Source organism: Sphingobacterium sp. GVS05A, assembly GCF_019969845.1.
GTDB lineage: Bacteria > Bacteroidota > Bacteroidia > Sphingobacteriales > Sphingobacteriaceae > Sphingobacterium.
Genome location: NZ_JAHXYR010000003.1, coordinates 152,140 through 178,525, shown reverse-complemented (window position 1 = coordinate 178,525; position 26,386 = coordinate 152,140). Strand labels below are relative to the sequence as shown.

The following is a 26,386-nucleotide window of genomic DNA, read 5'->3' as shown; positions in this document are numbered from 1 at the left end:
AATATAAATTGCTCTATTTGGCGATCCTTTTAATCTTATTAGGCTTTGCCTATACATTCCACTTAGCAAAATAATTCATTACGGAACCTCAATTGCTAGTCTTCAATGAGAGGCAGTATAATTGGTCGTTTGCCAAAATACTCTCGCTCGCCATTCATGGGATATTCTCTTTTTGTCCCAGCAGCAAAGTTATTTTTTCGACAAGTTTTTTACCAAAAAATTTAGCACAATATACCATATACTTACGAGGAATTAATTAAATTCGCAATTATTCGAAATTTTTGCTCGTGGGAATTCAAGAAATACTAGAGAAATACAGCCAAAGCGAATCAGTCCAGTCGCTTACAAAGGCTATGCAGTCCAAAAACCCAAAGATTCAACTTAAAGGTCTTATCGGTTCTTCGGATGCATTCATTGCCGTTTCATCCTACAAATTGCAGGAGCGTCCAATGGTGTTTATTTTGCCAACGCATGAAGATGCCTCCTACTTTTTGAGTGACCTGGAAAGCTTATTGGACAAACAGGTACTTTTTTTCCCTTCTTCTTACCGAAAAGCTTTTGATTTCACACAGACGGATTCGGCAAACGTACTACAGCGTGCTGAAACATTAAGTTCGCTCAATCATACGTCTGAATTACCAAAGATGGTGGTTACCTATCCCGAAGCGATTACTGAAAAGGTAATCAATCGTACCGATCTGGAGAAAAACACGCTGGAGATTACAGAAAACACGGCTTTAAGTATTGATTTTATCAATGAGTTTTTGATCGAATATGATTTCGAACGTGTAGATTTTGTCTATGAACCCGGACAATTTGCAATACGAGGAGGTATCGTAGATATTTTTTCTTTCTCGAACGACCTTCCCTACCGCATCGAATTCTTTGGTGATGATATCGAAAGCATTCGGACCTTTGACATTGAATCTCAGCTCTCGGTCAATAAAATCCATAAGGTTACCATTGTTCCGAATGTTCAAGCCAAGTTCCTGACTTCGCAGCACATTTCTTTACTGGAATATATCGATCAGGGGGCATCCATCTGGATCAAAGACGCCCTGTTTACGCTGGATATTGTCAAGGATGGGTTGAAAAAGGCGAAGCAACTCTGGGCCAGTTTGACTGATAAACAGAAAAAAGATAATCCAGATTGGCATAATCCAGCGTATGAATTTACCGATGAGAAAAACCTCAATGCCCTATTTTTTGATTTCCCGATCATTGAATTTGGAAAACAGTTTTTCTATAAGGGGGAAGTCACGATCAAGTTTGATATTCATCCACAACCTTCTTTTAATAAAGACTTCAATCTACTGATCCATAATTTCAAGGAAAATGAGAGCCATCGGATCCAGAATCTGATCTTTTCGGATTCAACGAAACAGGTTGAACGGATCTATACGATATTGGAGGATCTTGACAAAGCGGCTACATTTATCCCTATTCATAAAGCATTGCGTGAAGGCTTTAGGGATGACAGCTTGAAATTAGCTTGTTATACGGATCATCAGATATTTGACAGATATTACAAATACAAACGTAAAAAAGCATATGAACGTTCGCAGGCAATTACGCTAAAAGATCTACGGGATCTTAAACCCGGAGATTTTATCACGCATATTGATCATGGGGTGGGTCGGTATGGCGGCCTGGAAAAGGTGGACGTCAACGGCAAATCACAGGAGATGATCCGGTTGATCTATGCGGACAATGACTTGCTTTATGTCAATATCAACTCATTAAACCGAATTTCAAAATATTCCGGCAAGGAGGGTACAGTTCCGAAGATGAACAAGCTCGGTACGGATGCCTGGGATAAATTAAAGAAAACGACCAAGAAAAAGGTTAAGGATATTGCCCGTGACCTGATTATGCTCTATGCAAAACGGAAGGCTCAGCATGGGAATGCCTTCTCTCCGGACAGCTATTTGCAGAATGAACTGGAGGCATCGTTTATCTATGAGGATACCCCAGATCAGGAAAAGGCTACCGCAGATGTAAAAAAAGATATGGAATCGCCGCATCCAATGGACCGGTTGATCTGTGGTGATGTCGGATTTGGAAAGACAGAAGTTGCCATCCGGGCAGCATTTAAAGCCGTTGCAGACAGCAAACAAGTTGCTGTGTTAGTTCCAACAACCATCTTAGCATTACAGCATCATCGTACATTTACAGAGCGCCTAAAAGGACTTCCATGCAATATTGACTACATCAACCGTTTCAAAACGACTAAACAGATCAAGGACACTTTAGCGCGCCTTGCGGAGGGAAAAATAGATATCATCATCGGTACGCATCGCTTGGTGAGTAAGGATGTCAAGTTCAAGGATCTGGGTTTGATGATTATTGATGAGGAGCAGAAATTTGGTGTTGCCGCTAAAGAGAAGTTAAAGGCTATGCGCGCCAATGTGGACTCGTTGACCTTAACAGCAACCCCTATCCCAAGGACCTTGCATTTCTCCTTGATGGGAGCGCGAGATCTAAGCATTATATCTACTCCTCCCCCCAATCGTCAACCGGTACAGACTGAGCTTCATGTATTTAATGAATCATTGATCGGTGAAGCAGTCAGTTATGAACTCGATCGGGGTGGACAGGTTTTCTTTATTCATAACCGCGTGGCTGACCTTCCTCAATTGGGCAATTTGATTCGCAAGCTCGTACCCGGGGCACGTGTTGGTGTGGCCCATGGTCAGCTGGAAGGTGATGAATTGGAAGATGTGATGCTCAAATTCATCAACCATGATTTTGACGTACTTATCGCAACAACGATTATTGAAGCAGGTCTGGATATCCCGAATGCCAATACCATTATCATCAACCATGCGCATATGTTCGGTTTGAGTGACCTTCACCAGATGCGGGGCCGTGTAGGTCGTTCGAATAAAAAAGCCTTCTGTTACTTATTGAGTCCACCATTATCGACATTGACACCGGAGGCATACAAACGACTTTCGGCGATAGAGGAATTCTCAGAACTAGGTTCGGGATTCAATGTTGCCATGCGGGACTTAGATATCCGGGGTTCCGGAAATTTACTGGGCGGAGAGCAATCAGGCTTTATTGCTGAAATAGGTTTTGAAATGTACCACAAAATCTTGGATGAAGCCATCCAAGAACTGAAAGACGATGAGTTCTCGGAGGTATTTGCGGATGAACAGGAGCGCAAATATGTTAATTTTACACAAATAGACACAGATCTTGAAGTATTAATCCCTGATGAGTACGTAACGAATATCACCGAACGCTATAACCTCTATACGGAGCTTTCCAAACTCGAGAACGAGCAGCAGCTGGCGGCATTCGAGAAAGAACTCGAAGACCGCTTTGGCCCGATTCCACACGAAGTATTCGAGCTATTCAATACTTTACGCCTGCAATGGTTTGGAAAAACAATTGGGTTTGAAAAGATATCCTATAAAAAGAATACACTAAAAGGGTATTTTGTCAATAACCCCAAATCGAGCTATTTTGAATCGGATCAATTTGGTCGGGTCTTGTCTTTTGTGCAGTCCCGCCCTGAAATCAGCAATCTAAAAGAAGTAAAAGGGCAACTTCGCCTTGCGCTAAGTAATGTAAATACAATAAGCTACGCGCTAAACCTACTCAAACAGATGTTATCATAACAGTCTTGGCACTCAGCTATAAATAAAATCTACTTATTGTGTAGATTTTATTTATATTTGGGTATACAAGAAACCTTCCTATAGCAATCTGCGCCAAGTGCAATGAAAGGATATTGAAGGCTCTTATTGGCTCTCAGGAACAGACATATATGTGATGGGTCTCTTGAAGCTAAAAAAAGGACACTTATCAATAAAAATTAGCATGGCATCCAATACCGAAACGATACTCGTCCATGAAGGACAACACTTCAATTCAACTGCAGCTGTAACGGCTCCTATCTTTCAGACATCAACTTATATTGCGGACAGTGATCCCGCGGAATACATTAGGGCAGCGACCGAACCCAAACATCCTTACTTTTATCACCGCCATGGTAATCCAACCAATAGCCAAGTTGCGGCAGTCATTGCCAAACTTGAGAAAACAGAAGATGCACTCGTATTTGCAACAGGCATGGCCGCTATCAGTACTGCCATATTAGCTATTGTGAAATCCGGTGACCACATCGTTACACAGCTTGCTCATTACTCAGGAACAGCTATTTTTTTTAAAGAATTTCTAACCGACTATGGTATCACCGTCACAGCCGTAGACCAGACGGATACCGCAGCCTTTGCCGATGCTATTCAGGTAAATACGAAACTCATCTATATCGAAACTCCTTCCAATCCGAATTTAAATATTACGGATCTAAAGGCTGTAGGTGAATTAGCTAAGCAGCATAATATTTTGAGTATGGTTGACAATACCTTTGCTTCCCCTATAAACCAGACACCGCGGGACTTTGGGATTGATATTGTTGTTCATAGTGCCACGAAATATTTGGGCGGGCATAGCGATCTAACGGCTGGTATTGTCTGTGGAAGCCAGGACTATATTGCAAAAGTATGGAAACGCAGTGTTGCTCTGGGAGCATCTCTGGCTCCATTGGATTCTTGGCTGCTGCTCCGCGGACTGAAAACGCTGAGTCTACGTGTCAAACAAATCAATTCAAATGCATTAGAACTCGCCAGCTTCCTTGATCGGCATCCTAAAATTAAGAACGTAAGTTATCCGGGGCTTTCAAGCCACCCCCAGCATAAACTGGCGGCCCGCCAGATGCACGGCTTTTCAGGAATGATCTGTATTGAAGTTGAGGGAACAGACGAGGAGCAGGCCTTCAAAAATGGCCAGGCTTTAATTAACAATCTGGAAATATTTATCAATGCAGCTAGTTTAGGTGGTGTTGAATCACTCATTGTGCATCCGGCCAGTATGTGGGGCGGCCATCACACGCAAGCGCAGAAGAAAGCCTCCGGTATCACTTTGGGTATGCTCCGCATCTCTGTTGGTATTGAAAATGTAGCAGATTTAATTGAGGATCTAGAGCAGGCGTTGAGGAAACTTGACTAAATTCGGGTAGCGGCCCCGCTTTAGTCCCATAAAATAAAAGAGAGCGGACAGTTAATATAGACTGTCCGCTCTCTTTTATTCTATTCGTTTATTAGCTAAAGTACGCGCGTACCATTGGCAATTTTTACCTGGATGACTGAAAGTTCCTTATCAAATTTTTGTTGATATTCTTTCTCCAATGTTGGTAAAATTGATGCTACGGCACCTTCTTTAACAATATTGATTGTGCAGCCACCAAAGCCGCCGCCCATCATCCGGGCACCAATGACTTCAGGGAATTGTTTGACATAATCAACCAGATAATCTAATTCGGGGCAACTGACCTCATATACTTTGCTCAAACCCTCATGACTCTGGAAAATATATTTACCCAATTGTTCGATATCACCTGAACGTAATGCTTCGCAAGACTTTTCTACCCGTTCATTTTCACGGACAACAAAACTTGCTTTGGCATAGATATCTGCATCTTTATCTTTAACCAGTTCATCCAGCATATCTACTGTAACATCTCTCAGATTTTTAACTTGAGGATATTGCTCTCTTACCCATGATGATGCCTGCTCACATTGCTCTCTACGTGTATTGTAAGCCGTCGAAGCAAGGGAGTGTTTCACGTTTGTATTCAATAGGACCACTTCATAACCTTTGAGATCAAGTGGCACGTATTCAAATCCCAAGGAGCGACAATCCAGTTTGATGACATTTTTCTCTTTACCAAAGGCCGACGCAAATTGATCCATGATACCACACATCACACCAGCATAGGTATGCTCAGCTTTTTGTGCGATCTGTGGAATATCAATCTGTTCCACATTCAATTCAAACAGTTCACTAAGGGCTAAAGTAACAGCACATTCTACTGCTGCTGAAGAAGATAAGCCGGCACCCAATGGCACATCACCATCAATATAAAGGTTAAACCCGCCCAATATAGCACCTCGTTTTTGGTATTGGTCCACCACACCGAGGATATAATTCGGCCAGTGCTTTTCTGAAATAGCAATTTCATTTAATTTTACTTCATGGTTTTCTTGATAGTCTTCAGCATACAACACAATATTATCGTCCGTCCGTCTGCTGACAGCAACATAAATAGCCTTGTCAATAGCTGCAGGTAATACAAAACCATCGTTATAATCGGTATGTTCGCCGATAATATTAATTCGGCCCGGAGAGGAAACCACAATGGGTTCTTCCTGATATAAGCTTTTAAATTTATTTACTATAGTTTCTTTTGCGATCATTCTTACTTAGATTTATAATGTTTGGTAGCACAATTCCGCAATTGTTCGGCGGCGACTTCGGGTGTAATATCCCGTTGTGGATTAGCGAGCATCTCGTATCCGACCATAAATTTTTTGACTGTTGCCGAGCGTAATAAGGGTGGATAGAAATGCATATGCCAATGCCATTCTGGATGATCTCCATCATTGACTGGAGCTTGGTGCATACCCGCAGAATAAGGAAAAGATGTTTTGAAAAGGTTATCGTAACGTGTGGTCAATAACTTGAGTATTGCGGCAAGATCTTCCTTTTCCTTTTCGTCAAATCCGGCTATATTTTGCACAGTTCTCTTGCTGACAATCATGGTTTCATAAGGCCAAGCGGCCCAAAAAGGCACCAAAGAGACAAAAGAATCATTTTCATCAATAATGCGCTCTTCTTTTTTTAGTTCGGCTTTAATATAATCGGCTAATAGCGTACGCTGGTATTTATCGAAGTACTTTTGCTGTTGCACACACTCCTTTTGAATCTCTACCGGTAAATGATTTTGTGACCAGATCTGTCCATGTGGATGTGGGTTGCTACATCCCATAATAGCACCTTTATTTTCAAAAATCTGAATATAGCGGATCCATTCCACTTTGGAAAGTTCCTCAAATTCCTTCTGCCAGAGATCAACTACAGCCTTTATCGCTGATTGTTCCATTTCGGGCAAAGTGAGGTCATGGCGTGGTGTAAATGCAATAACTTTACAGATTCCTTTTTCGGTCTCTGCAATAAACAATTCGTCCTCATTAAATTCCTGTTGGCTAGTATCTTTCAATAATGCCGAAAAATCGTTGACGAAAACAAAGCTTTCTTTATAATCTGGATTGATATCCCCATCTGCCCGCTTATTGGTTGGGCACAAATAGCATTTGGGATCATAAGCCGGTCTATCATCGCCAGGCAGATCTTCTACCTGTCCTTGCCATGGCCGCTTGCTGCGATGTGGAGACACAAGTACTTTTTCCCCGGTAAGAATATTAACGCGTGTGTGGGGAGAGTCCCCAAAGTTTAAAGTTGATTGCATGTTATGTATAACTGGTGTACAGAATACACAATATTAGCTTTTTTAAGTAAAAAGTTAAAATTAAAAAGTAAAATTATCTAAAGATGAATCCTTTAAAGCTTAAAAAACTGACGATGTCATCTTCCCACTGTATGGTTAGTCATTTTTAGACTTAAGTAAGCCCCAGGTCGGAACGACCAAAACCTCCATACAGCAGGTTAAGCCTTAAATTTCGGATCTTGTCCTTTAATCAACTCAAAGATTGTAATTTCAGGCAGGATACCAACACGGCCAGGATATCCTAAGAATCCATAACCGACATTAACATAAAGACGTTTGTTTTCTTGTGCACGATATAATCCAGCCCATTCTTTATAAATATATTGTACTGGGCTCCATTGCAACATTTCAGCGCGTACACCAAACTGCATACCATGGGTATGGCCTGCGAACATCACATCGACATCAGTATCCAATACTTGTGCGCGCCAATGAGAAGGGTCATGGGACAATAATAACTTAACGGACTGTTCCTCGGTTCCCATCAATGCCTTTTTGATATCGCCATGTTTTGGGAAACGACCTGTTCCCCAGTTCTGCACCCCAACGATACAGAGCTCTTCACCATCTACTTTGATTTTGCGGTTTTCATCCATTAATAGATCCCAGCCCATCACTTTATGGACATCAATCACATCCTTTAAATTCTTCCGCTTCTCGGGAGAATCTTCTTTTCCATAATAGTAATCACCATAATCATGGTTACCCAATGTTGAGAATACCCCTAAATCCGACTTCACCCGTGCAAAAATATCCTGGTATTCGCGCATTTCAGAAGCTTGGGAATTCACGATATCACCTGTAAAGAAGGTTACATCAGCTTTTTCTTTCAATAACATATCGATTCCACCATTTACAGCGGTCTTATTATAAAAGGATCCCGAGTGTACATCTGATATCTGTGCGATGGTCATGCCATGGAAAGCTTTCGGAAGATTAGGTAAATATAAAGGTACACGTCTTACGCGGTAATCATATGCGCCAGAAATAATACCCCAGCTTAATGGAATCAACGGTGAGGCCCCAATTAAAATACCCGCTTTGGTCAAAAATTCGGATCGACTGATGCCCTTAACAGGATTTTCGGGTAATGGATCGCCAGCATCTTCAACAACATCCTCTACAGACTCTTTCTTGCTGAACAAACGTTTGACCCAGACTCCACCACGACGGATATCATCAATCAATAAAATCAAAAAGAAGAATAACTTTGAAGCTGCTGTCAGAAAGAACCCGACCAAAATAACAGATCGTACAATCAATGGAATGTTATATTTGGCAGATATAAAAACGCCTAATAATAATAGGGCTGAATACGACCACCATAAAACGGCGAATATTTTTGTTTTGGGAAATTTAATCTTCGTAGCACGAAGGGCAAAAAAGATATAAAAATCTAGAATGAGTAAAACACATGCATTTACTAACAACATCATTAATTCGTTTTAATTTTTGGCATTGAGTGCCAATTGCTTCAGAGATGCAATCCATTTGGGATCGTCATTGAGACTTTCGACCAAACAGACCTCCTCTCCACCTAAATCCTTGAATTCATTAGCATATTCCACGCCAATTTCATCGATAGTCTCTATACAGTCTGCCACAAATGCCGGACTGAAGACCAATAATTTTTTATAGCCTTTACTAGCGAGTTCATGCAACAGATCGGAAGTATAGGGTTGAATCCACGGTTCTTTGCCCAAACGGGATTGGAAGCACAGGGAGTATTGTTCTTTCTGCAAACCTAGTTTTTCAACAATGGTCCGAGTCGTCGCATAACACTGAGAAACATAACAATATGCGTTGACATTTGTTTTGCAGGAATCACAACCCGATTCAGGGCATTTCAGTTGACCTGTAGGATCTACTTTGCCAAGCTGCCTGACGGGAAGGCCATGGTAGCTAAACACAAAGTGGTCGAAATGTGTAAGATCGTGTTTTCGAGCATGGTCTGCAAACGTCTCAGCCATTAATTCATCCGTGCAGAAATTGCTAACAAAACTAATCTCAGGTAAATAGTTCCATTTGCGGATCAACTCCATCACACGGTCTATTACCGAGCCTGACGTCGCCGATGCATATTGTGGGAATAATGGAATAACGCGAACGGATTCGAGCAGCATTCCCTCCATCTTGCTCAGTGCAGCTTCTATGGATGGATTTTGGTAACGCATGGCCAACTCCACATGATACTCCTCCCCTAGCGATTCCTGCAAGAGGTCTCGCTGCAATATGCTGTAGTGCATCAAGGGAGAGCCGGTTTCCTTATCCCAGATTGTTTCGTAAATTTTTGCTGATTTTGGTGCGCGCGTACGAGCAATAATTCCTTTTACCAATAATGTCCGTTGAAAATAAGGAATATCTATGACGCGGGGATCCATTAAGAATTCGGTCAAATATTTTTTCACGTCTGGAGTAGTTGGACTATCGGGTGTACCTAATTGTACTAAAAGAATACCTTTTTTGGCTTTATTGCTCATAGCCTACAAAAATAAACAAAAAAGCATGTACTGCAGATTCACTCGCGATAATATGAAATATCTATGACGGGTAAATTAGGCTAGAGTGCTTCCAAGGTCGCTTTTACATCTTTCATCAGCCACATTGGTGTTGATGTCGCTCCGCATATACCAATACGGTCACCTTTACTAAAAACTGTCGCATTCAGTTCGGCAGGGTCAGAAATAAAGTAACTTTCAGGATTGGCTTTTTGGCATACTTCAAACAAAACTTTTCCATTGGAAGACTTTTTACCAGACACAAAAACAATTTTATCATATTGTCGAGCAAAGGCACCAAGGTCTTCATATCTGTTAGACACTTGTCTACAGATGGTATCATTGGCTTTGACCTCATACCCTCTCTTGATCAACTCATCTTTGATGGCGTAGAATTTATCCACACTTTTTGTTGTCTGACTATAGAGCGTAAATGAAGCTGGCAAATCAGCATCATCCAACTCAGCTATATCCTGAAATACGAGTGCTTCGTTATTTGTCTGTCCCTGTAGACCGATGACCTCCGCATGCCCATGTTTTCCAAAGATCAAGATCTTTTCCTCCTGGTCAAAAGAGGTTTTGATCCGATTCTGCAACTTGAGTACGACTGGACAGGAAGCATCAATTAGGGTAATATTGTTTTCTAACGCTGTACGATAGGTTTCGGGGGCTTCACCATGCGCACGGATCAGTACCTTCTCGTTTTGTAGTGTAGGCAGTGCAGCATGATCGATAATACGCAGTCCTTTGGCTTTCAGCCGGGCTACTTCTTCGTCATTGTGTACAATGTCACCAAGACAATAGAGGTAACCATCCTCTTCCAAAATCTCCTCTGCCATATCTATAGCGTATACCACTCCAAAGCAAAAGCCGGAATCCTTATCGATGTCTACTGTTAGATTTAATGCCATAACATTACAAAGTTACATATTCGTATCGAATATATTTATTTTATAGATTTGTTTACAGTTGATTTTTTATTTCCGCTCATTATCAATTGCCTATAGACTTATTACATTCTTCACGGCAAAAAGATTACCTGTGACGGAGGGAGGCACAACTTGCGGGTTCAGCATAATTAAACTGAGACTTGTTTCAAGGCCGCGAGTACCTTTAATTAACATACTAAGGTGAATAAATTGTTTTTATATAAGCCTAATTATATTGCATATAAAAAGCAATTTATCTAAGTTTGCAAAAAAATTAAAATAATGGCAACTAACAGAACTTTTACGATGATTAAACCTGACGCAGTAGCGAACGGTCACATCGGTGCAATCTTAAACGATATTATTGCTGGTGGTTTTAAAATCATTGCAATGAAATACATTCAATTATCAAAAGAAACTGCTGGTGCATTTTATGCAGTGCACAAAGAACGTCCTTTCTACGGTGAATTGGTAGAATTCATGACTTCAGGTCCTATCGTTGCTGCAATCTTAGAAAAAGACAATGCTGTTGAAGATTTCCGTACATTAATCGGTGCTACTAATCCAGCTGACGCAGCTGAAGGTACAATCCGTAATAAATATGCTAAATCTATCGATGCTAACGCTATCCACGGATCTGATTCTGATGAAAATGCGGCTATCGAAGGTAGCTTCTTCTTCTCTCAATTTGAAAGATTTTAGTCATTAGCAATGCTATAAAAAAAGCGTTGTACAGCTGTACAACGCTTTTTTTATGTATTATCGATTTGCTATCTCCACATAAATCCACCAATCCTAAAAAAACGGAGGAATTTATTGATCGCAGTTAACGCCGGTTTCTTAATCTTCCACTTTAATCCGCTTATACCTGTTGGCGGAGCATCAAAATCCTGTACGGTAGCAGTACCTGTTCTCATATGTGTTGGCGGCTGCATTTTATGTTTCTCAACAACCAATATACTGTCGTAATAATGCAAGGAGTTGACCGAACGTGTAAATTCATTGACTTTCAGCCCGCGTTGTTCTGAATGATGGGCATTGATGTAATCAATAAAATTCTTACTGTATTCGATAAAAGTGCCATTCCGTTTATGCCCACCGCCATAAAAAACTTGGTAAGAGGTATGCAGGTCTTCACATAGATAGACACCATCCTCTTTTACATGTCCAAATAACTCTTCAAATGTAATAATCTGTTGCAGCATGGTATGCCCGCCATCATCTATCAGGATATCTATTGGCGGGATTGATTCTTTCACTTTACGAAGGAATTTACGGTCTGACTGAGATCCGATAAATATTTCAACGTTCTCCTCTTCTAGTTCTTTGCAATTGGGGTTGATGTCTACCCCATAGATTTTTGCTTTGTCGCCAAAATATTTCTTCCACATCTGAAGGCTTCCGCCCTGAAAAACACCTATTTCCAGCACAACGATCTCTTTATCTTTAAATCGACGAAAATGGCGATCGTATACGTCGAAATAATGCATCCATTTGTTTATCAGCTTCGCATTGTTATTTCGGAAATATTCCTCTAATTCGTTCATATTAGACACAAATAAATGGTTTAGTAAATTTGTGTTTTGAAGCTAATTAAATATAATGGGAAAGTCAAGTTTTTTTGATGGAAAAACTTATGAGATATTCGCATATATACCTTATACTTAAGTGTTCCTCAGCCGGGAAGATCTAAGTCAGAATAGAACAGATCACTTGTATAAAAAAGAAGTTGTCAAAAAAGAGAAAGCGCCTCGTTGGAGAATTTAACTACTGAAATGAGGCTCTGAGAGGAAACGAGTAAAAAATAGGGTATCCGTTTTTTTTGGACACCCATACAGACATTGGATTGTAGAATAAACTAGAAATTTCTTTTCCCTAGATATTCATCTTCTTTAGCCGTCATCTTAGCTTTATCAGCCGGCTTTTTATCCGGATATCCACAAAGGTGCATAACACCGTGAATAATGACGCGATGCAACTCATCACGTTCATCAACCTTAAATTTTTGTGCATTCTCCTGGATACGTTCCACACTGATAAAAATATCGCCAGCAATGGTATCCTCATCTTCTGATGAATCAAAAGTCACAATGTCGGTATACGTATCGTGATTCAGGTATTCTTTATTGATCTCCAACAAATAGGCATCCGAACAGAGGATAAAACTTAGCTCGCCTACGCGCTTAAATCCCTCGCCTTTAATCGCATCAGCGATCCATTGACGAATCTTACCTTTTTCTTTTAATTTAAAATCTATGTCTTCTGTAAAAAATAATATACTTTTCATCTGTAACTATGTATTAAGTGAGCCCGCTACACCCAGTTTTGATTCCATCGCCTAAATGGACTATATGATCATAAAATTGACATTAATCCATCAATAAACGAGTTATCTATTGCTAACGGCTCATGCGATAAAATTCGTATTTAAAAATTCCTACCCTCCATATAGCTCTGCAAGATAATTGTCGCTGAGACCGTATCGACTAGGCCTTTCTGTTGACGGTCCTTTTTCTTCTTCCCACTTTGAGCGATGGCTGCCGAGGCCATTTTTGAAGTAAACCGTTCATCAATTTCCACAACTGGAATTGTAGGGTAGGTCTTTTTCAATTTGCGCATAAACCCGACCACATGCGAAGCTGACTCCGAATCCGATCCGTCCAGTTGTTTGGGTTTACCGACAACGAATGTTTCGATCTGTTCGGTTTGGAGGTAATCCGTTAGAAAAGTCCAAATATCCTGTGGGTGAACTGTTGTCAGTGCCGTAGCAATAATCTGCATCGGATCCGTAACCGCAACCCCAATTCGTTTTGTACCGTAATCAAATGCCATTAACCTCATGGAAAATCTTTTTTACAAAAGTACAATTTAGATTTGAGTATCGAGATATGCGTGTTGAGATTCTGCCTCTAAAGGCTATAAGCCCATGAAGTGTCATCATTTTTTTATTTTTTATTGTGTAAAACCTCAATTCACTAAAAAAGCTATAACTTTGATAGACTATTTAAAAGATAAATGAGAAAAACAGTTATTGCCAGCCTTTTTGTTGCATTTTGCCTATATGGTCATGCGCAGAGCAGTTATGAGCAACAAATTTTGGCCCAGCGCAAGGAAAAGGCTTTGGAATTAGCCAAAGAACAATTTGGCCCATTGAAAGCCGATCAAGTGGCATCTTTAGATTACTTTCCTATTAGCCCTAACTATAAAGCTAAAGCAAAAATAGAGGTCTTATTTGATGAACCTGTATTTCGTATGCCCACCTATGACGGTACCAGCAATGAATACAAACGCTATGCGATTGTGACATTTCAATTGAATGGGGCTGAAAGGACATTGAATATTTACCAAAGTGTGGCCTTATTTCAAAATCCTGCTTACAAAAAACATTTATTTTTACCATTTTTAGATCAGACAAACGGCCAGGAGAGTTATAGTGGTGGACGGTATATCGACTTGTCCACGGATGACATCAAAGGCAGTACCATTGAGATAGATTTTAATAAGGCTTACAATCCTTATTGCGCCTACAGCAACGGTTATCGTTGTCCAGTTCCCCCAGTAGAAAACAATTTAGAAACAAAAATTATGGCAGGAGAAAAAGCCTTTCATAAAGCGAAGAATGAACGACCGGTCAACCTGAATGCCGGACAGGAATTTACAGAAGCTGACAAGAAGATTATTCTATCAAGGAATGAAAACACGCTTCTTCGTGTATTACAAACTACCGATGAAAAAGATTTAAAGGTATTGAAAGCGACAAGCAGTGATGTTAAGTACAATGACCCACTGTTAGAAACACTTTCAAAACGGATGTTTGCAACCGTTAGGGATCCAAACCATCCAGGGGTAGGAATAGCGGCTCCTCAAATTGGGATCAACAAAAACTTGATCTGGGTACAACGGTTTGACAAACCGGAACAACCTTTCGAGTTTTATGTAAACCCAAAAATTCTGTGGCGTTCAAAGCTAAAACGGAAGGGTGCAGAAGGCTGTCTATCCATCCCTAATCGCAAAGAAGATGTTCTGCGGAGCTATGCGATCCGTTTACAATACATCAATAGGGAGGGAAAAGTTATCGAAGAAAATATTGAAGGGTTTACCGCAGTAATCTTCCAGCATGAAACGGATCACCTCTTCGGCATATTATTTCCTGACCGTCTGGAAGAGCAGGAAAAAGACAGCTATGTACCATTGAATGATAAGATTGATTTTTCCATCTTGCCAAAGACTTTGACACCATAGCAACAGATTTGTTGGACCAGGCTGAAAAATGCCTGTCCTTCAAGAAATCATAAATGTACCTATAAAAAAGAGCCCCCATGAATTGCTTCATGGGGGCTCAATATTATGGAATCTACTTGAGTTAGATCAATCCTTTTTCTGCCAATAGTTCAGCAACTTGAACAGCATTTGTTGCTGCACCTTTACGCAAGTTGTCTGCTACTACCCACATATTTAACGTATTCGGTTGCGATTCATCACGACGGATACGTCCTACAAAAACCTCATCTCTACCATGTGCATCTTTTGGCATCGGGTATTGAAGATTAGCAGGATCATCAACAACGATACAACCACTTTGAGCAGCTAATGCAGCACGTACATCATTTAAATCAAAGTCATTTTCAAATTCAATGTTCAATGATTCGGAGTGTCCGCCCATCACTGGAATACGCACAGTTGTTGCTGTTACCTTGATTGAATCATCACGCATGATTTTGTTTGTTTCCAAAATCATTTTCATTTCCTCTTTGGTGTAGCCATTTTCCTGGAATACATCGATATGTGGAATGACATTCAAATCAATCTGATAAGGATAAGCTTTTTCGCCTTCTTTACCTGCGCGCTCGTCCATCAACTGGTTAACGGCTTTTACTCCTGTGCCTGTTACGGACTGATAAGTCGAAACGACAACACGCTTAATTTTATATTTATCGTGTAATGGTTTTAACGCCACTACCATTTGAATCGTTGAGCAATTTGGATTTGCGATGATCTTGTCATCAGCAGATAACACATCGCCATTTACTTCTGGAACGACCAATTTCTTCGTCGGATCCATACGCCATGCTGAAGAATTGTCAATGACTGTAATTCCAGCTTCTGCAAATTTTGGTGCAAATTCTTTAGACGTATCACCTCCTGCGGAGAACAATGCAACATCAGGTTTCAAAGCAATAGCCTCAGATGGTGTAACCACCTTATACTTCTTTCCCTTGAATTCAATTTCCTTACCCTTGCTACGCTCTGAAGCTACTGGAATCAATTCTGTTACTGGGAAATTTCGCGCCGCCAACACGGTTAGCATCTCAGTACCTACAAGGCCTGTTGCGCCGACTACTGCCACTTTCATTTTTGTCTGTGTTTAAATTGTGTATATAAAATTTGTTATTTGATTTGTTTTTAGTTGATTCTTGAAGAATGAATTCTTCAAATTTAAAAAATATTCCCCAATTACAATATTAAAATAACAAAATATCGCTTATTCTGCTAAAAAAGTCACAACGGTTTTGTTTTTTCCACCTCAGTCAAAAAAATTATTGGCCACGAACCAGGGAATTGACTAAAAAAATTGAAGTAACGAGAATTCAAAAAAAATAAAAATTTTCGCTGCTCGTTCAAAAAAACAGAACAAACGATTGAAACGGTTTAAAATCTCATAAAAACGGTGCCAAGAGTCTATAAATTAACATTTTTAGAAAGATATCCTTTGCATCAAACAGTTGCTAGATACTGAAAAGCCGTTATATTTGCATCATGAAAGAAAGCATTATTATCATTGGTGCAAACGGCCAAATCGGTACTGAATTGGCAATCGCTCTGCGTAAAAAATTTGGTGCAGAAAATGTTGTCACCACAGACATCAGAGAACCACAAACAAAAAGCCCCGACGAGAATTTTGAAATTGCAAATGTGCTTGACAAAAATGGTCTCGACATATTGTTTCAAAAATATAAACCTACTCAAGTATATTTATTGGCAGCCATGCTTTCAGCAACAGGAGAGAAATATCCTGAAAAAGCCTGGGAGCTTAATATGAATGGATTGCTCAACGTGCTTGACCTTGCTGTTACATATAAAGTTTCAAGAATATTCTGGCCAAGTTCCATTGCCGTCTTCGGACCACACTCACCGAAAGTAAATACGGAGCAATACTGTGTTATGGATCCGAATACGATCTATGGAATCAGTAAGCTTGCAGGTGAGCGTCTTATCGAATGGTATCAGGAGCACCGCGGATTGGATATCCGTAGCGTAAGATATCCAGGTATTATCTCCTGGAAGACAGAACCGGGAGGTGGAACGACAGATTATGCTGTTGATATATTTTATGAGGCGCTGAAAACAGGTACTTACGAATGTTTCTTATCCGAGAATACAGCATTGCCGATGTTATATATGGAAGATGCCATCCGTGGCACACTTGAGCTGATGGACGCACCACAGGAAAGTCTGAGCATCCGCCACGCCTATAATCTTGGTGGAATTACTTTTACTCCAAAAGAACTCGCACAAGAAATTAAAAAAATTCTTCCTAATTTTGCAATCTCTTACGTAGAGAATGACCCAAGACAACAGATTGCCGATTCATGGCCTGCAAGTCTGGATGATTCATACGCAAGCAAAGACTGGAACTGGAAGCCAGAATTTGACATCCAGAAGATGACAGTCGATATGATTGAGAATCTTAAAAACAAAATATAACAATGGGAAGAGCTTTCGAATTCAGAAAAGAGCGGAAATTCAAACGCTGGGCTAAGATGGCCGTGCAATTTACACGTTTAGGTAAAGAGATCGCTATGGCGGTTAAAGAAAGCGGCCCTCACCCTGAAACCAACTCGAGACTTCGCACAGCAATACATAATGCTAAGGCTGTAAATATGCCTAAAGATCGAATCGAAGCAGCTATAAAACGTGCTTCAGAGAAAGATTCAAAAGGCTACGAAGAATATGTATATGAGGGTTATGGCCCACATGGTGTTCCGGTTTTGATCGAAACAGCAACAGACAATACCAACCGTACCGTAGGAAATATCCGCAGCTATTTTACCAAAGCTGGGGGTTCATTGGGAAAAACAGGATCCTTAGATTTTATTTTCAATCGCAAGTCTATTTTCCGCTTTGCAGCTACAGACGAATTGGATCTTGAAGAATTGGAACTGGAGCTTATCGATGGTGGTTTGGAAGAATTATACGTTGAAGCTGATGAAGAAGGCAATGATGTTGCTGTAGTTCAGACTTCTTTTGAAGATTTCGGTAATATGCAAAAATTGCTGGAAGAGAAAGGTATCGAAGTAAGCTCGGCAAAGTTGGAGCGTATTGCTTTATCACACTCTGATATTACTGAAGAACAAGCGGCAGATGTGTTAAAGATGATCGATAAAATCGAAGAGGATGATGATGTTCAGGCGGTATACCATAATATGGCATAAGCTATTTATCTCACAAAATATCTAAAAAGAGCGCTTGTCGCTCTTTTTTTATAACAAGGTCTCTCAGCGCCGTCAGAAAAATTACTACATTTGTAATAGACTATATCAAACTCGTAACAGGATGACTTTTGAAGAATTTTTCACGAAAAAGAAAATTGATTTAAAAGCTTTAAAAGCTGCAGATGAACCTTTATTTGAAGAGTTCAGAGCGCACTATTCTGCTATGGGCGAGAAAAGCTTTGATCATAGCAAGAAGTTTTGGTTCAACAAGCTTCGTAAAAGCTACCATCTGGCAGAAGAAGAAACGGTGGTTATCAAAAAACCGATCCAAACAGATCCTGTTGAGAAGGCTCCAGCCGCAACAGATGCCACTGCCGCAAAACCTGCAGGTTTCAAACCTAGGTTTAAAGCAACAACTCCAACAACTGAACCTGCTGAGCAGAAAGAGGAACCTAAAACAGAACCATCAACAGCAGCTGCAAATTCTACCGCAGGATTTAAGCCGCGCTTTAAACCGGGAATCACTAAAAATACAGCGACTTCAGCCGAAGAGACGTCCGCACCTACAGATTTGTCGAACGACACTGCTCCAGAAACGGCTAAACCGACAGGTTTTAAACCACGGTTCAAGCCGGGTGTGACGAAGGTAGCTGAAGCTGGCCCTGCCAATTCATCCATTGAACCACAACAGGAGAATATCGCTGAAACGGATGCAACCGCAGTAAACAAGCCCGCAGGTTTCAAGCCTAGGTTTAAAGCTGGTGTAACGAAAACAGAAAATACTGATTCTTCGTCGACAGTAGCTCCCTCAGCAGCGGATACAAGCGAAGAGCAGACAGCTGCCCGTGTCCCAGAAGCAACACCAACTGACAGCAACACGGCCAATCCGACGGTTGAACCGCAGCAGCATGATGATACTATAGAGGAACAAACTGTAACTAGTAAACCCACAGGATTCAAACCTCGCTTTAAAGCGGGGATAACCAAAACAGCAAGTACTGATTCTTCGTCGACAGTAGTTCCCTCAGTAGAGGATACAAGCGAAGTGCAGACAGCTGCCCGTGCCCCAGAAGCAACACCAACTGACAGCAACACAGCCAATCCGACTGATGAACTGCAACAGAACGATAATACGACACAGGAACAAACTGCAACTAGCAAACCCACAGGATTCAAGCCTCGCTTTAAAGCGGGTTTAACAAAAATTGATAAAAAGGAAGAATAATTTTCATTACATTTAAACTGATTTTTTTCAATTAATTTCAAAATTCCGATTAAAACCAAAGACCAATGTTAAAGGAAGAAAGACAAGCATTTATTATACATCAGATCAATCTACATAACAAAGTTTTATCTTCAGATTTAAGTGTCCAACTTAATGTATCCGAAGATACGATCAGACGTGACTTGAACGAGCTTGCAGAAAATGGCAAAGTTTTAAAAGTCTACGGTGGAGCGCTTTCCAAATCTTTTCAATTTCCTTTTCAGGACGGAAATGTCTACGCTAAAGAAGCGAAGAAAGAAATTGCCAAGAAGGCAAGCTCATTGATCTCAAATGGTATGACTGTATTGGTCGGCGGGGGAACGACCTTGATTGAACTGGCGCGAACAATCCCTGACCACCTTCAATGTACATTCTTCACGATCAGCCCATTAGTTGCATTGGAACTAGCTGAAAAGCCAAATCTTGAAGTGATCTTGGTTGGCGGAAAGCTTTCGCGTAATACAAATATTGTATCAGGTGCACAGGTAGCCAATGAATTGGCAGACCTAAAAGTAGATCTTTGCTTGCTGGGAACCAATTCACTCTCTGTAGAAGATGGGGTAACGGATTCAGACTGGGAAGTTGTTCAGATCAAACGTGCAATGATCAAATGCTCTAAGAAGGTTGCTATACTCAGTATTGCGGAAAAACTTAATTCCGTTCAAAAAATGAAAGTGGTACCCCTACGTGATATTTCCTATTTGATTACTGATATCAATCCGACTGATGTTTCCTTAAAAGAATTTGCGAATACAATTGCAATACTTTAATATTGCCGCTCATTTAATTTAGCATGTCATCGCAAACGGGAAATGACTCTTTAAAATCAAAAACAACAAAAGGATTGCTATGGGGTGGTATGGCCAGTATCATCCAGCAGTTTTTGGGCTTCGGCTTCGGTATTCTACTAAATCGTAAACTAACAGCAGAAGATTACGGTTTAGTAGCCATGATTACCATATTCTCTGTTCTTGCATCGGCATTTCAGGAAAGTGGTTTTATCTATGGTATTGTCAATAAAAAAGAAGTACAGCACAAAGATTACAATGCCGTATTCTGGACAAGTGTTGGGATAGGTACATTTATTTATATTGTATTATTCTTTTCAGCTCCTCTCATTGCCCTGTACTACAACCAGCCGGTACTTGTTGAACTCAGTCGCTTCACCTTTCTATCCTTCTGGTTAGGAAGTTTCGGGATTGCACATAACGCCTACCTTTTCCGCAATTTAAAAATCAAGGAAAGAGTGATCACCGGGACTTTGGCCCTTATCTTATCAAATACAATTGGTATATATTTAGCCTATAAAGGTTATGCCTATTGGGCATTTGCCGTTCAAATCGTTTCCTATAGTGGTTTTAATATGCTTGGCTTTTGGTATTTCTCCAAATTCAAGCCCTCATTTACCTTTGATTTCAGTCCTATCCGCGATATCCTAGGGTTTAGCAGTAAAATACTGGTTACCAATATTTTTATCAATATCAATAAAAACATATATGCGGCAATTTTGGGAAAACATTATACAACCGAAGAACTAGGATATACTGTTCAACCAAATAAATGGAGCCAAATGGCTCAGTCTATTTTAACCAATATGGTTAATAACGTCACACAACCTATTCTACGTGAGATAGAAGACGATAAGGACAGGCAGGTTCGTGTATTCCGCAAGCTCGTCTCCTTTACTGCTTTTTTGGCTTTTCCAATGTTATTTGGTTTAACCACGGTTGCACAAGACTTCATTACGATTACAATAACCGAAAAATGGCAGCAAAGTGCTATCTTTCTTCAAATTTTCTGTATTGGCGCGGCTTTCGATTCTGTAAGCAATGTCTTCTCCAGCTTGATTATCAGCAAGGGTAAGTCCCAGATCTATATGCGAAATATCGTTGTTTTTGGTTTACTTCAAATCGCTATTTTAGTCTTTGGCAAATCGCTTGGCATTGAAATGCTCATCGCCTTAACCTCAGGATTAAACGCGCTATGGATATTTGTCTGGTACGCTTCGGCTAAACCCTATATGACCTATTCATTCCGTTATCTAATTCAGGATGTATTTTCATATGCTATATTAGCCGGTATCAGCTGTTTGGCAGCACACTACGCCACCGCATCCATTGCCAACCTGTACCTTCGATTTGCAAGTACTATCGCTGTCGCTGTATGTGCATATATTATCGTCAATAGAGTCTTTAAGCCGAGTATTTTACTTGAATTATTTAGCTATTTCATCACAATTATCCGAAAAAAATAGATGGCCAAGATTCTCACCATAATCGTTTCTTATAATTTTGAACCTTGGATTCACAAATGCGTACCCAGTTTGTTAGCATCAAGCCATCAAACGGATATCCTTGTTATAGATAATAACTCAAGGGATCATACTACCCGTATCATCAAAGAAACTTATCCTGCTGTCAGGCTGATAGAAAGTCCCGAAAACCTCGGTTTTGGGAAAGCCAACAACATTGGATTGACTATCGCCCTAGAGGAAGATTATGACTACGCCTTTTTGGTCAATCAGGACGCTTGGATAGATCAGAACTGCATCGCCAACCTGATCAAGGTAAACACCGCAAACATTGGAATTATTTCCCCCATCCACTACGATGGTACGGAGGAAAAACTCGACCATGGGTTCTCGGTCTATACGAAGCATACGCAGCTTGAAAATTCCTACCGAACCTGCTCATTCGTCAATGCTGCTTTTTGGTTGATACCTAAAGCTGTCATCAAAAAAGTCGGCGGTTTTTCACCAGTTTTCTTCCATTATGGAGAAGATAAAGATTATGCCAACCGCATCCATTATTATGGATTGAACTTTGTATTAGCCGAAGATGCCAGGGCTTATCACGACAGACAGCAACGCCAGGTAGATCGCAAAGCTTTTCTAAAGAGCGAATTTGTCTATCATCTGACAGAGTATTGCAATATCAATTATACGTTTATAAAGGCTTTCTCAATGGCGATATTGGCAAGCGTAAAGAAAATGCTGTCTTCTTTGGGTAAAGGTCGTATTTTTGAAACAAGAAGTTACTTCAATATTGCTTTTAGACTATTGGGTAAGACCATGGAAGTCCGAGATACCCGCCAGGCCAATAAAAAAGCTTTTAACAAAATTTTTTGATAGATGAACAGTCTTGCTCCAGTCTTACTCTTTGTGTATAATCGTCCCGCACATACGCTAAAGACACTTGCAGCACTTGAGAGAAACAAGTATGCTGACCAGACGATTCTCTATATTTATTCGGATGCGGCAAAAGATGAGCGCGCGATTGAGGCTGTAGAAGAGGTACGTCGGATTATAAAAAAACCGTGGTATTTTAAACAGATCAAAATTGTCGAGCGGGACAAAAATTGGGGCCTGGCTGCGAATGTCATTGACGGTGTTACCAAAGTCGTGCAAGAACATGGACAGATTATAGTCTTAGAAGATGATCTTGAAACATCAGCATTTGCGCTCGATTACTTTAATAAAGCACTAGACCGCTATAAAGAGGACGAACAGGTCATGCAGATCAGTGGCTACGGCTATCCGGTAAAAAATCTGAATGAGCTTCCTGAAACGTTTTTCTTTCGGGTCGCCAATAGCTGGGGTTGGGCAACATGGGATCGTGCGTGGCAACATTTCAATCCCAACATAGATGAGCTTGTCTCCGATTTTTCGGAAGAACAGATTCATCAGTTCAGCATTGAAGGAAAAGAGAACTTTTGGAAGCAGGCACAGGAGCTTCGCACGGGAAAGATCAACTCCTGGGCAATACGTTGGTACGCTTCGGTATTCAAAAAAAATGGACTAGTTTTGTATCCGAGGAATTCGATGACACAGAATATCGGTAACGATGGTTCGGGCACTCATACAGCTGCAGAATCAACCTATCAGGTCACTTTAGCAGATCATCCTGTACATGTTTTCCCTACCGAAATAGCGGAGAATGTACAAGGGTATGAAGCTATAAAATATTTCTACACACATCGGAAAGGTTCTTTATTCAATCGGGGCATCCGATTCCTCAAGAAAAAAATTAACAAATTCAATAAATAGACATGTCTGCTCATCCAAAATTTTCAATCATCACTGTCGTTTACAATAATGTGCGGGATATTGAGCATACCATCACATCTGTTGTTAACCAGACTTACGACAATATTGAATATATTGTCATTGACGGGGAATCGTCCGATGGCACTTTAGCCGTTATTCAAAAATATCAGGATAAAATTGCGATCTTATTATCTGAAAAAGACAAAGGAATTTACGATGCGATGAACAAAGGCCTTGCTTTAGCTACAGGTGACTATGTACTCTTTTTGAATTCCGGCGATGAAATATACGATCTCAACAGCATCGAAAACCTAGCGAAGCTCAGTGATGATGCCGATATCCTCTATGGTGAAACGATACTGGTAGATGACAATAGGGCTTTTATTGGTGAACGTAGACATAAGGTCCCTGCAAATTTCAACTGGAAAAGTTTTCGTTATGGCATGAATATCTGTCACCAGGCGATTTATATCAAACGGAGTATTGCAGAACCGTATGATCTCAATTATAAGTTATGCGCGGATATAGATTGGGTCATTCGCTGTGCTAAAAAAGCAAATAAATCTGTTAATGCACATCAATATGTAGCGCGCTATCTCGTGGGCGGGATGTCAAAACAGAAACATAAGGAGTCGCTAAAAGAACGCTTCGCTATCTTCAAACACTATTACGGCACCATTCCCAATTTATTCAATCATGGGATCATCGCTTTAAAAGCGATCTGGTACCGCATTAATTACGGAAAACCCCAAGACTAATGTTAAATCCTGAAATCCTCACTGAACTTGTAACAGTTAAAATGCCTTTCGGCAAATATCAGGGCTACACCTTATGCAATCTTCCTGAGCCTTATTTGGTCTGGTACAATCAAAAAGGATTTCCTAAAGGCAAATTAGGACAGCAACTGGCCACCCTTTATGAGATCAAGCTAAACGGTCTGGAGTATCTTCTGGAACCTTTGAAGAAAAGGTGACGAAGGTCATTTCCTTCCATTTATTATTTTTTGTAGCTTTGCAGTGAATTTATTTTTGCATTAAACGCCGTTTGCAGCGGTATCAATGAATATCATGACACAATATCAAACATTGCTGTACTATTGCTACAGCCCTATCGAAAACGCAGAACAGTTTGCGACTGATCACCTTGAATTTTGTAAATCACTTGACTTAGTAGGACGTATTATCGTCGCTGATGAAGGCTTGAATGGTACCGTTTCGGGTACGACTGAGGCTTGTCAGCAATATATGGATGCAATTTATGCGGATGGTCGTTTTAACAAAACAGAATTTAAAATCGATCATGTTGAAGAACCTTCTTTCATCAAAATGCACTGTCGCTACAAAGCTGAAATCGTGCACTCTGGCCTAAGAGATCCGAAAGAAATCGATCCTAACCGCCAAACAGGTGTGCATCTGGAACCAAAAGATTTCCTGGCGATGAAAGATCAGGAGGATGTGGTTGTATTGGACGTGCGTTCGAACTATGAGCATAACGTAGGCCGATTTAAAAATGCGGTGACTTTGGACATTGACAACTTCCGCGAATTTCCAGAAAAAATCAAAGAGCTTGAACAGTATAGAGGCAAAAAAATACTGACTTACTGTACTGGTGGGATCAAATGTGAAAAAGCTTCTGCCCTATTGTTAAAAGAGGGCTTTGAGGATGTCTACCAATTGCATGGTGGAATCATTAAATATGGCAAAGAAGCAGGTGGTAAAGATTTCGAAGGACAGTGTTATGTCTTTGACAACCGTGTCACAGTAGATGTTAACTCGGTCAATCCATCGGTCGTATCAACCTGTTTCAATTGTGGCAAACAGACAACTAAGATGATCAACTGTGCCAACCCCGTATGTAATGAGCATTTCACCCAATGCGACGAGTGTGGTGAGGAAATGGACGGCTGTTGTTCGGTTGCCTGCAAAGAAAGCCCGAATAAACGAGAATATGATGGTACAGGATACTATGTAAAGGTACCTCAACCAGTCAACGTAGACAAAATCAGTAAGAGAAAACATAAGAATTTTCCACCGAAAGTAACGGTAGAAGATTAATTCAATACAACATAAAAAAAGTCGGTAACTGATCAGTTACCGACTTTTTTTATGTTGTAAGATTGCTTTACTTCGCAAACATTCCTGCGATCGAGTCAAGGATATTTCCTTTGGATTGACCATCGTTACTTTTATCAAAGAAGCTGCCGGCCAAACCACCCAACATATCAGTCATACTACCGCCTGTAGAAGCCTGTTGTGTTTCTTGTGCAGGCTCTTCCTGTCCGCCACCTAGAAATGAACCAAGGATCCCCCCTAGCATACCACCACCGGCACCTTGCTGTCCGCCACCACCTAAAACAGATCCGATCAGGTCACCAATACCACCACCGCTGGACGCCTGTTTTTGTTGTCCTAGATATCCCATGACAATAGGCGCGAGTGTTGCCAAAACCCCAGTGACCTGCGCTGAACTGATACCAGCTTTATCGGCAATATTCTGTGTCACCACTTCTGTATTTTGCCCAAACATATGGTTGACAATCTTGTTCCCGTCGTCGGATCCGCCCTGACCAAATAAATCACCGATCTTATCGAAGATACCGCCACCACTATGTTGATCGATCGCTTTGTCGATGTTTTCCGATTGGCCTTTGTTTTTCGCATTGTAATTCAGTGCTGCGATCATCAAAGGAACAGCCGCTGCCACAATCCATTTTGCTTTGGATTCACTGACGCCTGTCATTTTAGAAATGGCTTCTATTGCTTTCGAGCCAACTCCTCCTGTAACTAAGTCTGTTAAGTTCATAAGTCTTCGTTTATAGTTATGATGAAGATAACGATTTTTTATGAGGAGTTTAGAAAAT

At 40.6% G+C, this 26,386-nt stretch carries 24 protein-coding genes; 14 read left to right on the top strand and 10 right to left on the bottom strand.

What is annotated here, in order from left to right; genetic code table 11:
- Window positions 1-287: 287 nt before the first annotated feature.
- Both mfd and LC454_RS08505 read left to right on the top strand, forming a co-directional pair.
- Window positions 288-3,626 (top strand): transcription-repair coupling factor, encoded by a 3,339-nt coding sequence (mfd, locus tag LC454_RS08510; RefSeq protein WP_223581461.1) that lies wholly within the window; start codon window positions 288-290, stop codon window positions 3,624-3,626.
- A 202-nt stretch (window positions 3,627-3,828) separates the two neighbouring features.
- Complete coding sequence (locus LC454_RS08505) at window positions 3,829-5,019, top strand: trans-sulfuration enzyme family protein (RefSeq protein ID WP_223581459.1); 1,191 nt, start codon at window positions 3,829-3,831, stop codon at window positions 5,017-5,019.
- A 95-nt stretch (window positions 5,020-5,114) separates the two neighbouring features.
- Here LC454_RS08505 and galK read toward each other — a convergent pair whose 3' ends face one another.
- The 5 genes from galK to LC454_RS08480 form a co-directional block, all read right to left on the bottom strand.
- A complete protein-coding gene (galK, locus tag LC454_RS08500; RefSeq protein WP_223581457.1) occupies window positions 5,115-6,266 on the bottom strand; it encodes a galactokinase in 1,152 nt (383 codons plus the stop codon).
- Between the two features lie 2 nt (window positions 6,267-6,268).
- Entirely contained in the window at window positions 6,269-7,318 is a 1,050-nt protein-coding gene (locus LC454_RS08495; RefSeq protein WP_223581455.1) for a UDP-glucose--hexose-1-phosphate uridylyltransferase, read from the bottom strand.
- 197 nt (window positions 7,319-7,515) lie between these two features.
- Window positions 7,516-8,790, bottom strand: a complete 1,275-nt coding sequence (locus tag LC454_RS08490) for a metallophosphoesterase (RefSeq protein ID WP_223582138.1) — start codon at window positions 8,788-8,790, stop codon at window positions 7,516-7,518.
- A 12-nt stretch (window positions 8,791-8,802) separates the two neighbouring features.
- Window positions 8,803-9,837 (bottom strand): ferrochelatase, encoded by a 1,035-nt coding sequence (hemH, locus tag LC454_RS08485; protein WP_223581453.1) that lies wholly within the window; start codon window positions 9,835-9,837, stop codon window positions 8,803-8,805.
- 80 nt (window positions 9,838-9,917) lie between these two features.
- Window positions 9,918-10,766 carry a 4-hydroxy-3-methylbut-2-enyl diphosphate reductase gene (locus LC454_RS08480; protein ID WP_223581451.1) on the bottom strand — a complete coding sequence of 283 codons (849 nt, stop codon included), beginning with the start codon at window positions 10,764-10,766 and terminating at the stop codon, window positions 9,918-9,920.
- A gap of 300 nt (window positions 10,767-11,066) precedes the next feature.
- Between LC454_RS08480 and LC454_RS08475 the strand changes: the two genes are divergently transcribed.
- Window positions 11,067-11,486, top strand: a complete 420-nt coding sequence (locus tag LC454_RS08475; protein ID WP_223581449.1) for a nucleoside-diphosphate kinase — start codon at window positions 11,067-11,069, stop codon at window positions 11,484-11,486.
- A 68-nt stretch (window positions 11,487-11,554) separates the two neighbouring features.
- Here LC454_RS08475 and LC454_RS08470 read toward each other — a convergent pair whose 3' ends face one another.
- The 3 genes from LC454_RS08470 to ruvX form a co-directional block, all read right to left on the bottom strand.
- Window positions 11,555-12,331: a class I SAM-dependent methyltransferase gene (locus tag LC454_RS08470; protein ID WP_223581447.1), complete on the bottom strand. Its 777-nt coding sequence runs from the start codon at window positions 12,329-12,331 to the stop codon at window positions 11,555-11,557.
- A 311-nt stretch (window positions 12,332-12,642) separates the two neighbouring features.
- Complete coding sequence (ybeY, locus tag LC454_RS08465) at window positions 12,643-13,071, bottom strand: rRNA maturation RNase YbeY (protein WP_223581445.1); 429 nt, start codon at window positions 13,069-13,071, stop codon at window positions 12,643-12,645.
- Window positions 13,072-13,211: 140 nt separating this feature from the next.
- Window positions 13,212-13,625, bottom strand: a complete 414-nt coding sequence (gene ruvX, locus LC454_RS08460; protein ID WP_120260402.1) for a Holliday junction resolvase RuvX — start codon at window positions 13,623-13,625, stop codon at window positions 13,212-13,214.
- A 174-nt stretch (window positions 13,626-13,799) separates the two neighbouring features.
- On the opposite strand from ruvX, the gene def reads away from it, so the two are divergent.
- Window positions 13,800-15,026: a peptide deformylase gene (gene def, locus LC454_RS08455; protein WP_223581437.1), complete on the top strand. Its 1,227-nt coding sequence runs from the start codon at window positions 13,800-13,802 to the stop codon at window positions 15,024-15,026.
- A gap of 121 nt (window positions 15,027-15,147) precedes the next feature.
- On the opposite strand, the gene LC454_RS08450 is transcribed toward def, so the two are convergent.
- On the bottom strand, window positions 15,148-16,137 hold the full coding sequence (locus tag LC454_RS08450) for an aspartate-semialdehyde dehydrogenase (protein WP_108634677.1): 990 nt from the start codon (window positions 16,135-16,137) through the stop codon (window positions 15,148-15,150).
- Between the two features lie 404 nt (window positions 16,138-16,541).
- Here LC454_RS08450 and LC454_RS08445 point away from each other — a divergent pair, with 404 nt between their 5' ends.
- The 10 genes from LC454_RS08445 (at window position 16,542) to LC454_RS08400 (ending at window position 25,580) form a co-directional block, all read left to right on the top strand.
- Entirely contained in the window at window positions 16,542-17,489 is a 948-nt protein-coding gene (locus LC454_RS08445; RefSeq protein WP_223581435.1) for an NAD-dependent epimerase/dehydratase family protein, read from the top strand.
- A gap of 2 nt (window positions 17,490-17,491) precedes the next feature.
- A complete protein-coding gene (locus LC454_RS08440; protein WP_120260406.1) occupies window positions 17,492-18,217 on the top strand; it encodes a YebC/PmpR family DNA-binding transcriptional regulator in 726 nt (241 codons plus the stop codon).
- Between the two features lie 121 nt (window positions 18,218-18,338).
- On the top strand, window positions 18,339-19,442 hold the full coding sequence (locus LC454_RS08435) for a hypothetical protein (protein ID WP_223581433.1): 1,104 nt from the start codon (window positions 18,339-18,341) through the stop codon (window positions 19,440-19,442).
- 65 nt (window positions 19,443-19,507) lie between these two features.
- Window positions 19,508-20,251, top strand: a complete 744-nt coding sequence (locus LC454_RS08430; protein WP_120260408.1) for a DeoR/GlpR family DNA-binding transcription regulator — start codon at window positions 19,508-19,510, stop codon at window positions 20,249-20,251.
- 23 nt (window positions 20,252-20,274) lie between these two features.
- A complete protein-coding gene (locus LC454_RS08425; protein WP_223581431.1) occupies window positions 20,275-21,735 on the top strand; it encodes a lipopolysaccharide biosynthesis protein in 1,461 nt (486 codons plus the stop codon).
- Window positions 21,736-22,608 carry a glycosyltransferase family 2 protein gene (locus tag LC454_RS08420; protein ID WP_223581429.1) on the top strand — a complete coding sequence of 291 codons (873 nt, stop codon included), beginning with the start codon at window positions 21,736-21,738 and terminating at the stop codon, window positions 22,606-22,608.
- A gap of 3 nt (window positions 22,609-22,611) precedes the next feature.
- A complete protein-coding gene (locus LC454_RS08415; RefSeq protein WP_223581427.1) occupies window positions 22,612-23,526 on the top strand; it encodes a glycosyltransferase in 915 nt (304 codons plus the stop codon).
- A 2-nt stretch (window positions 23,527-23,528) separates the two neighbouring features.
- Window positions 23,529-24,284, top strand: coding sequence for a glycosyltransferase family 2 protein (locus tag LC454_RS08410; RefSeq protein WP_223581425.1), 756 nt, complete (start codon window positions 23,529-23,531; stop codon window positions 24,282-24,284).
- A complete protein-coding gene (locus tag LC454_RS08405) occupies window positions 24,284-24,499 on the top strand; it encodes a DUF3820 family protein (RefSeq protein WP_046673143.1) in 216 nt (71 codons plus the stop codon). Before LC454_RS08410 ends, LC454_RS08405 begins: the two co-directional genes overlap by 1 nt.
- 94 nt (window positions 24,500-24,593) lie before the next feature.
- The gene (locus LC454_RS08400; RefSeq protein WP_223581423.1) at window positions 24,594-25,580 is read left to right on the top strand and encodes a rhodanese-related sulfurtransferase; all 987 of its coding nucleotides are present in this window, start codon (window positions 24,594-24,596) and stop codon (window positions 25,578-25,580) included.
- Window positions 25,581-25,647: 67 nt separating this feature from the next.
- On the opposite strand, the gene LC454_RS08395 is transcribed toward LC454_RS08400, so the two are convergent.
- Window positions 25,648-26,328, bottom strand: coding sequence for a DUF937 domain-containing protein (locus tag LC454_RS08395; RefSeq protein ID WP_223581421.1), 681 nt, complete (start codon window positions 26,326-26,328; stop codon window positions 25,648-25,650).
- Between the last annotated feature and the right edge of the window lie 58 nt (window positions 26,329-26,386).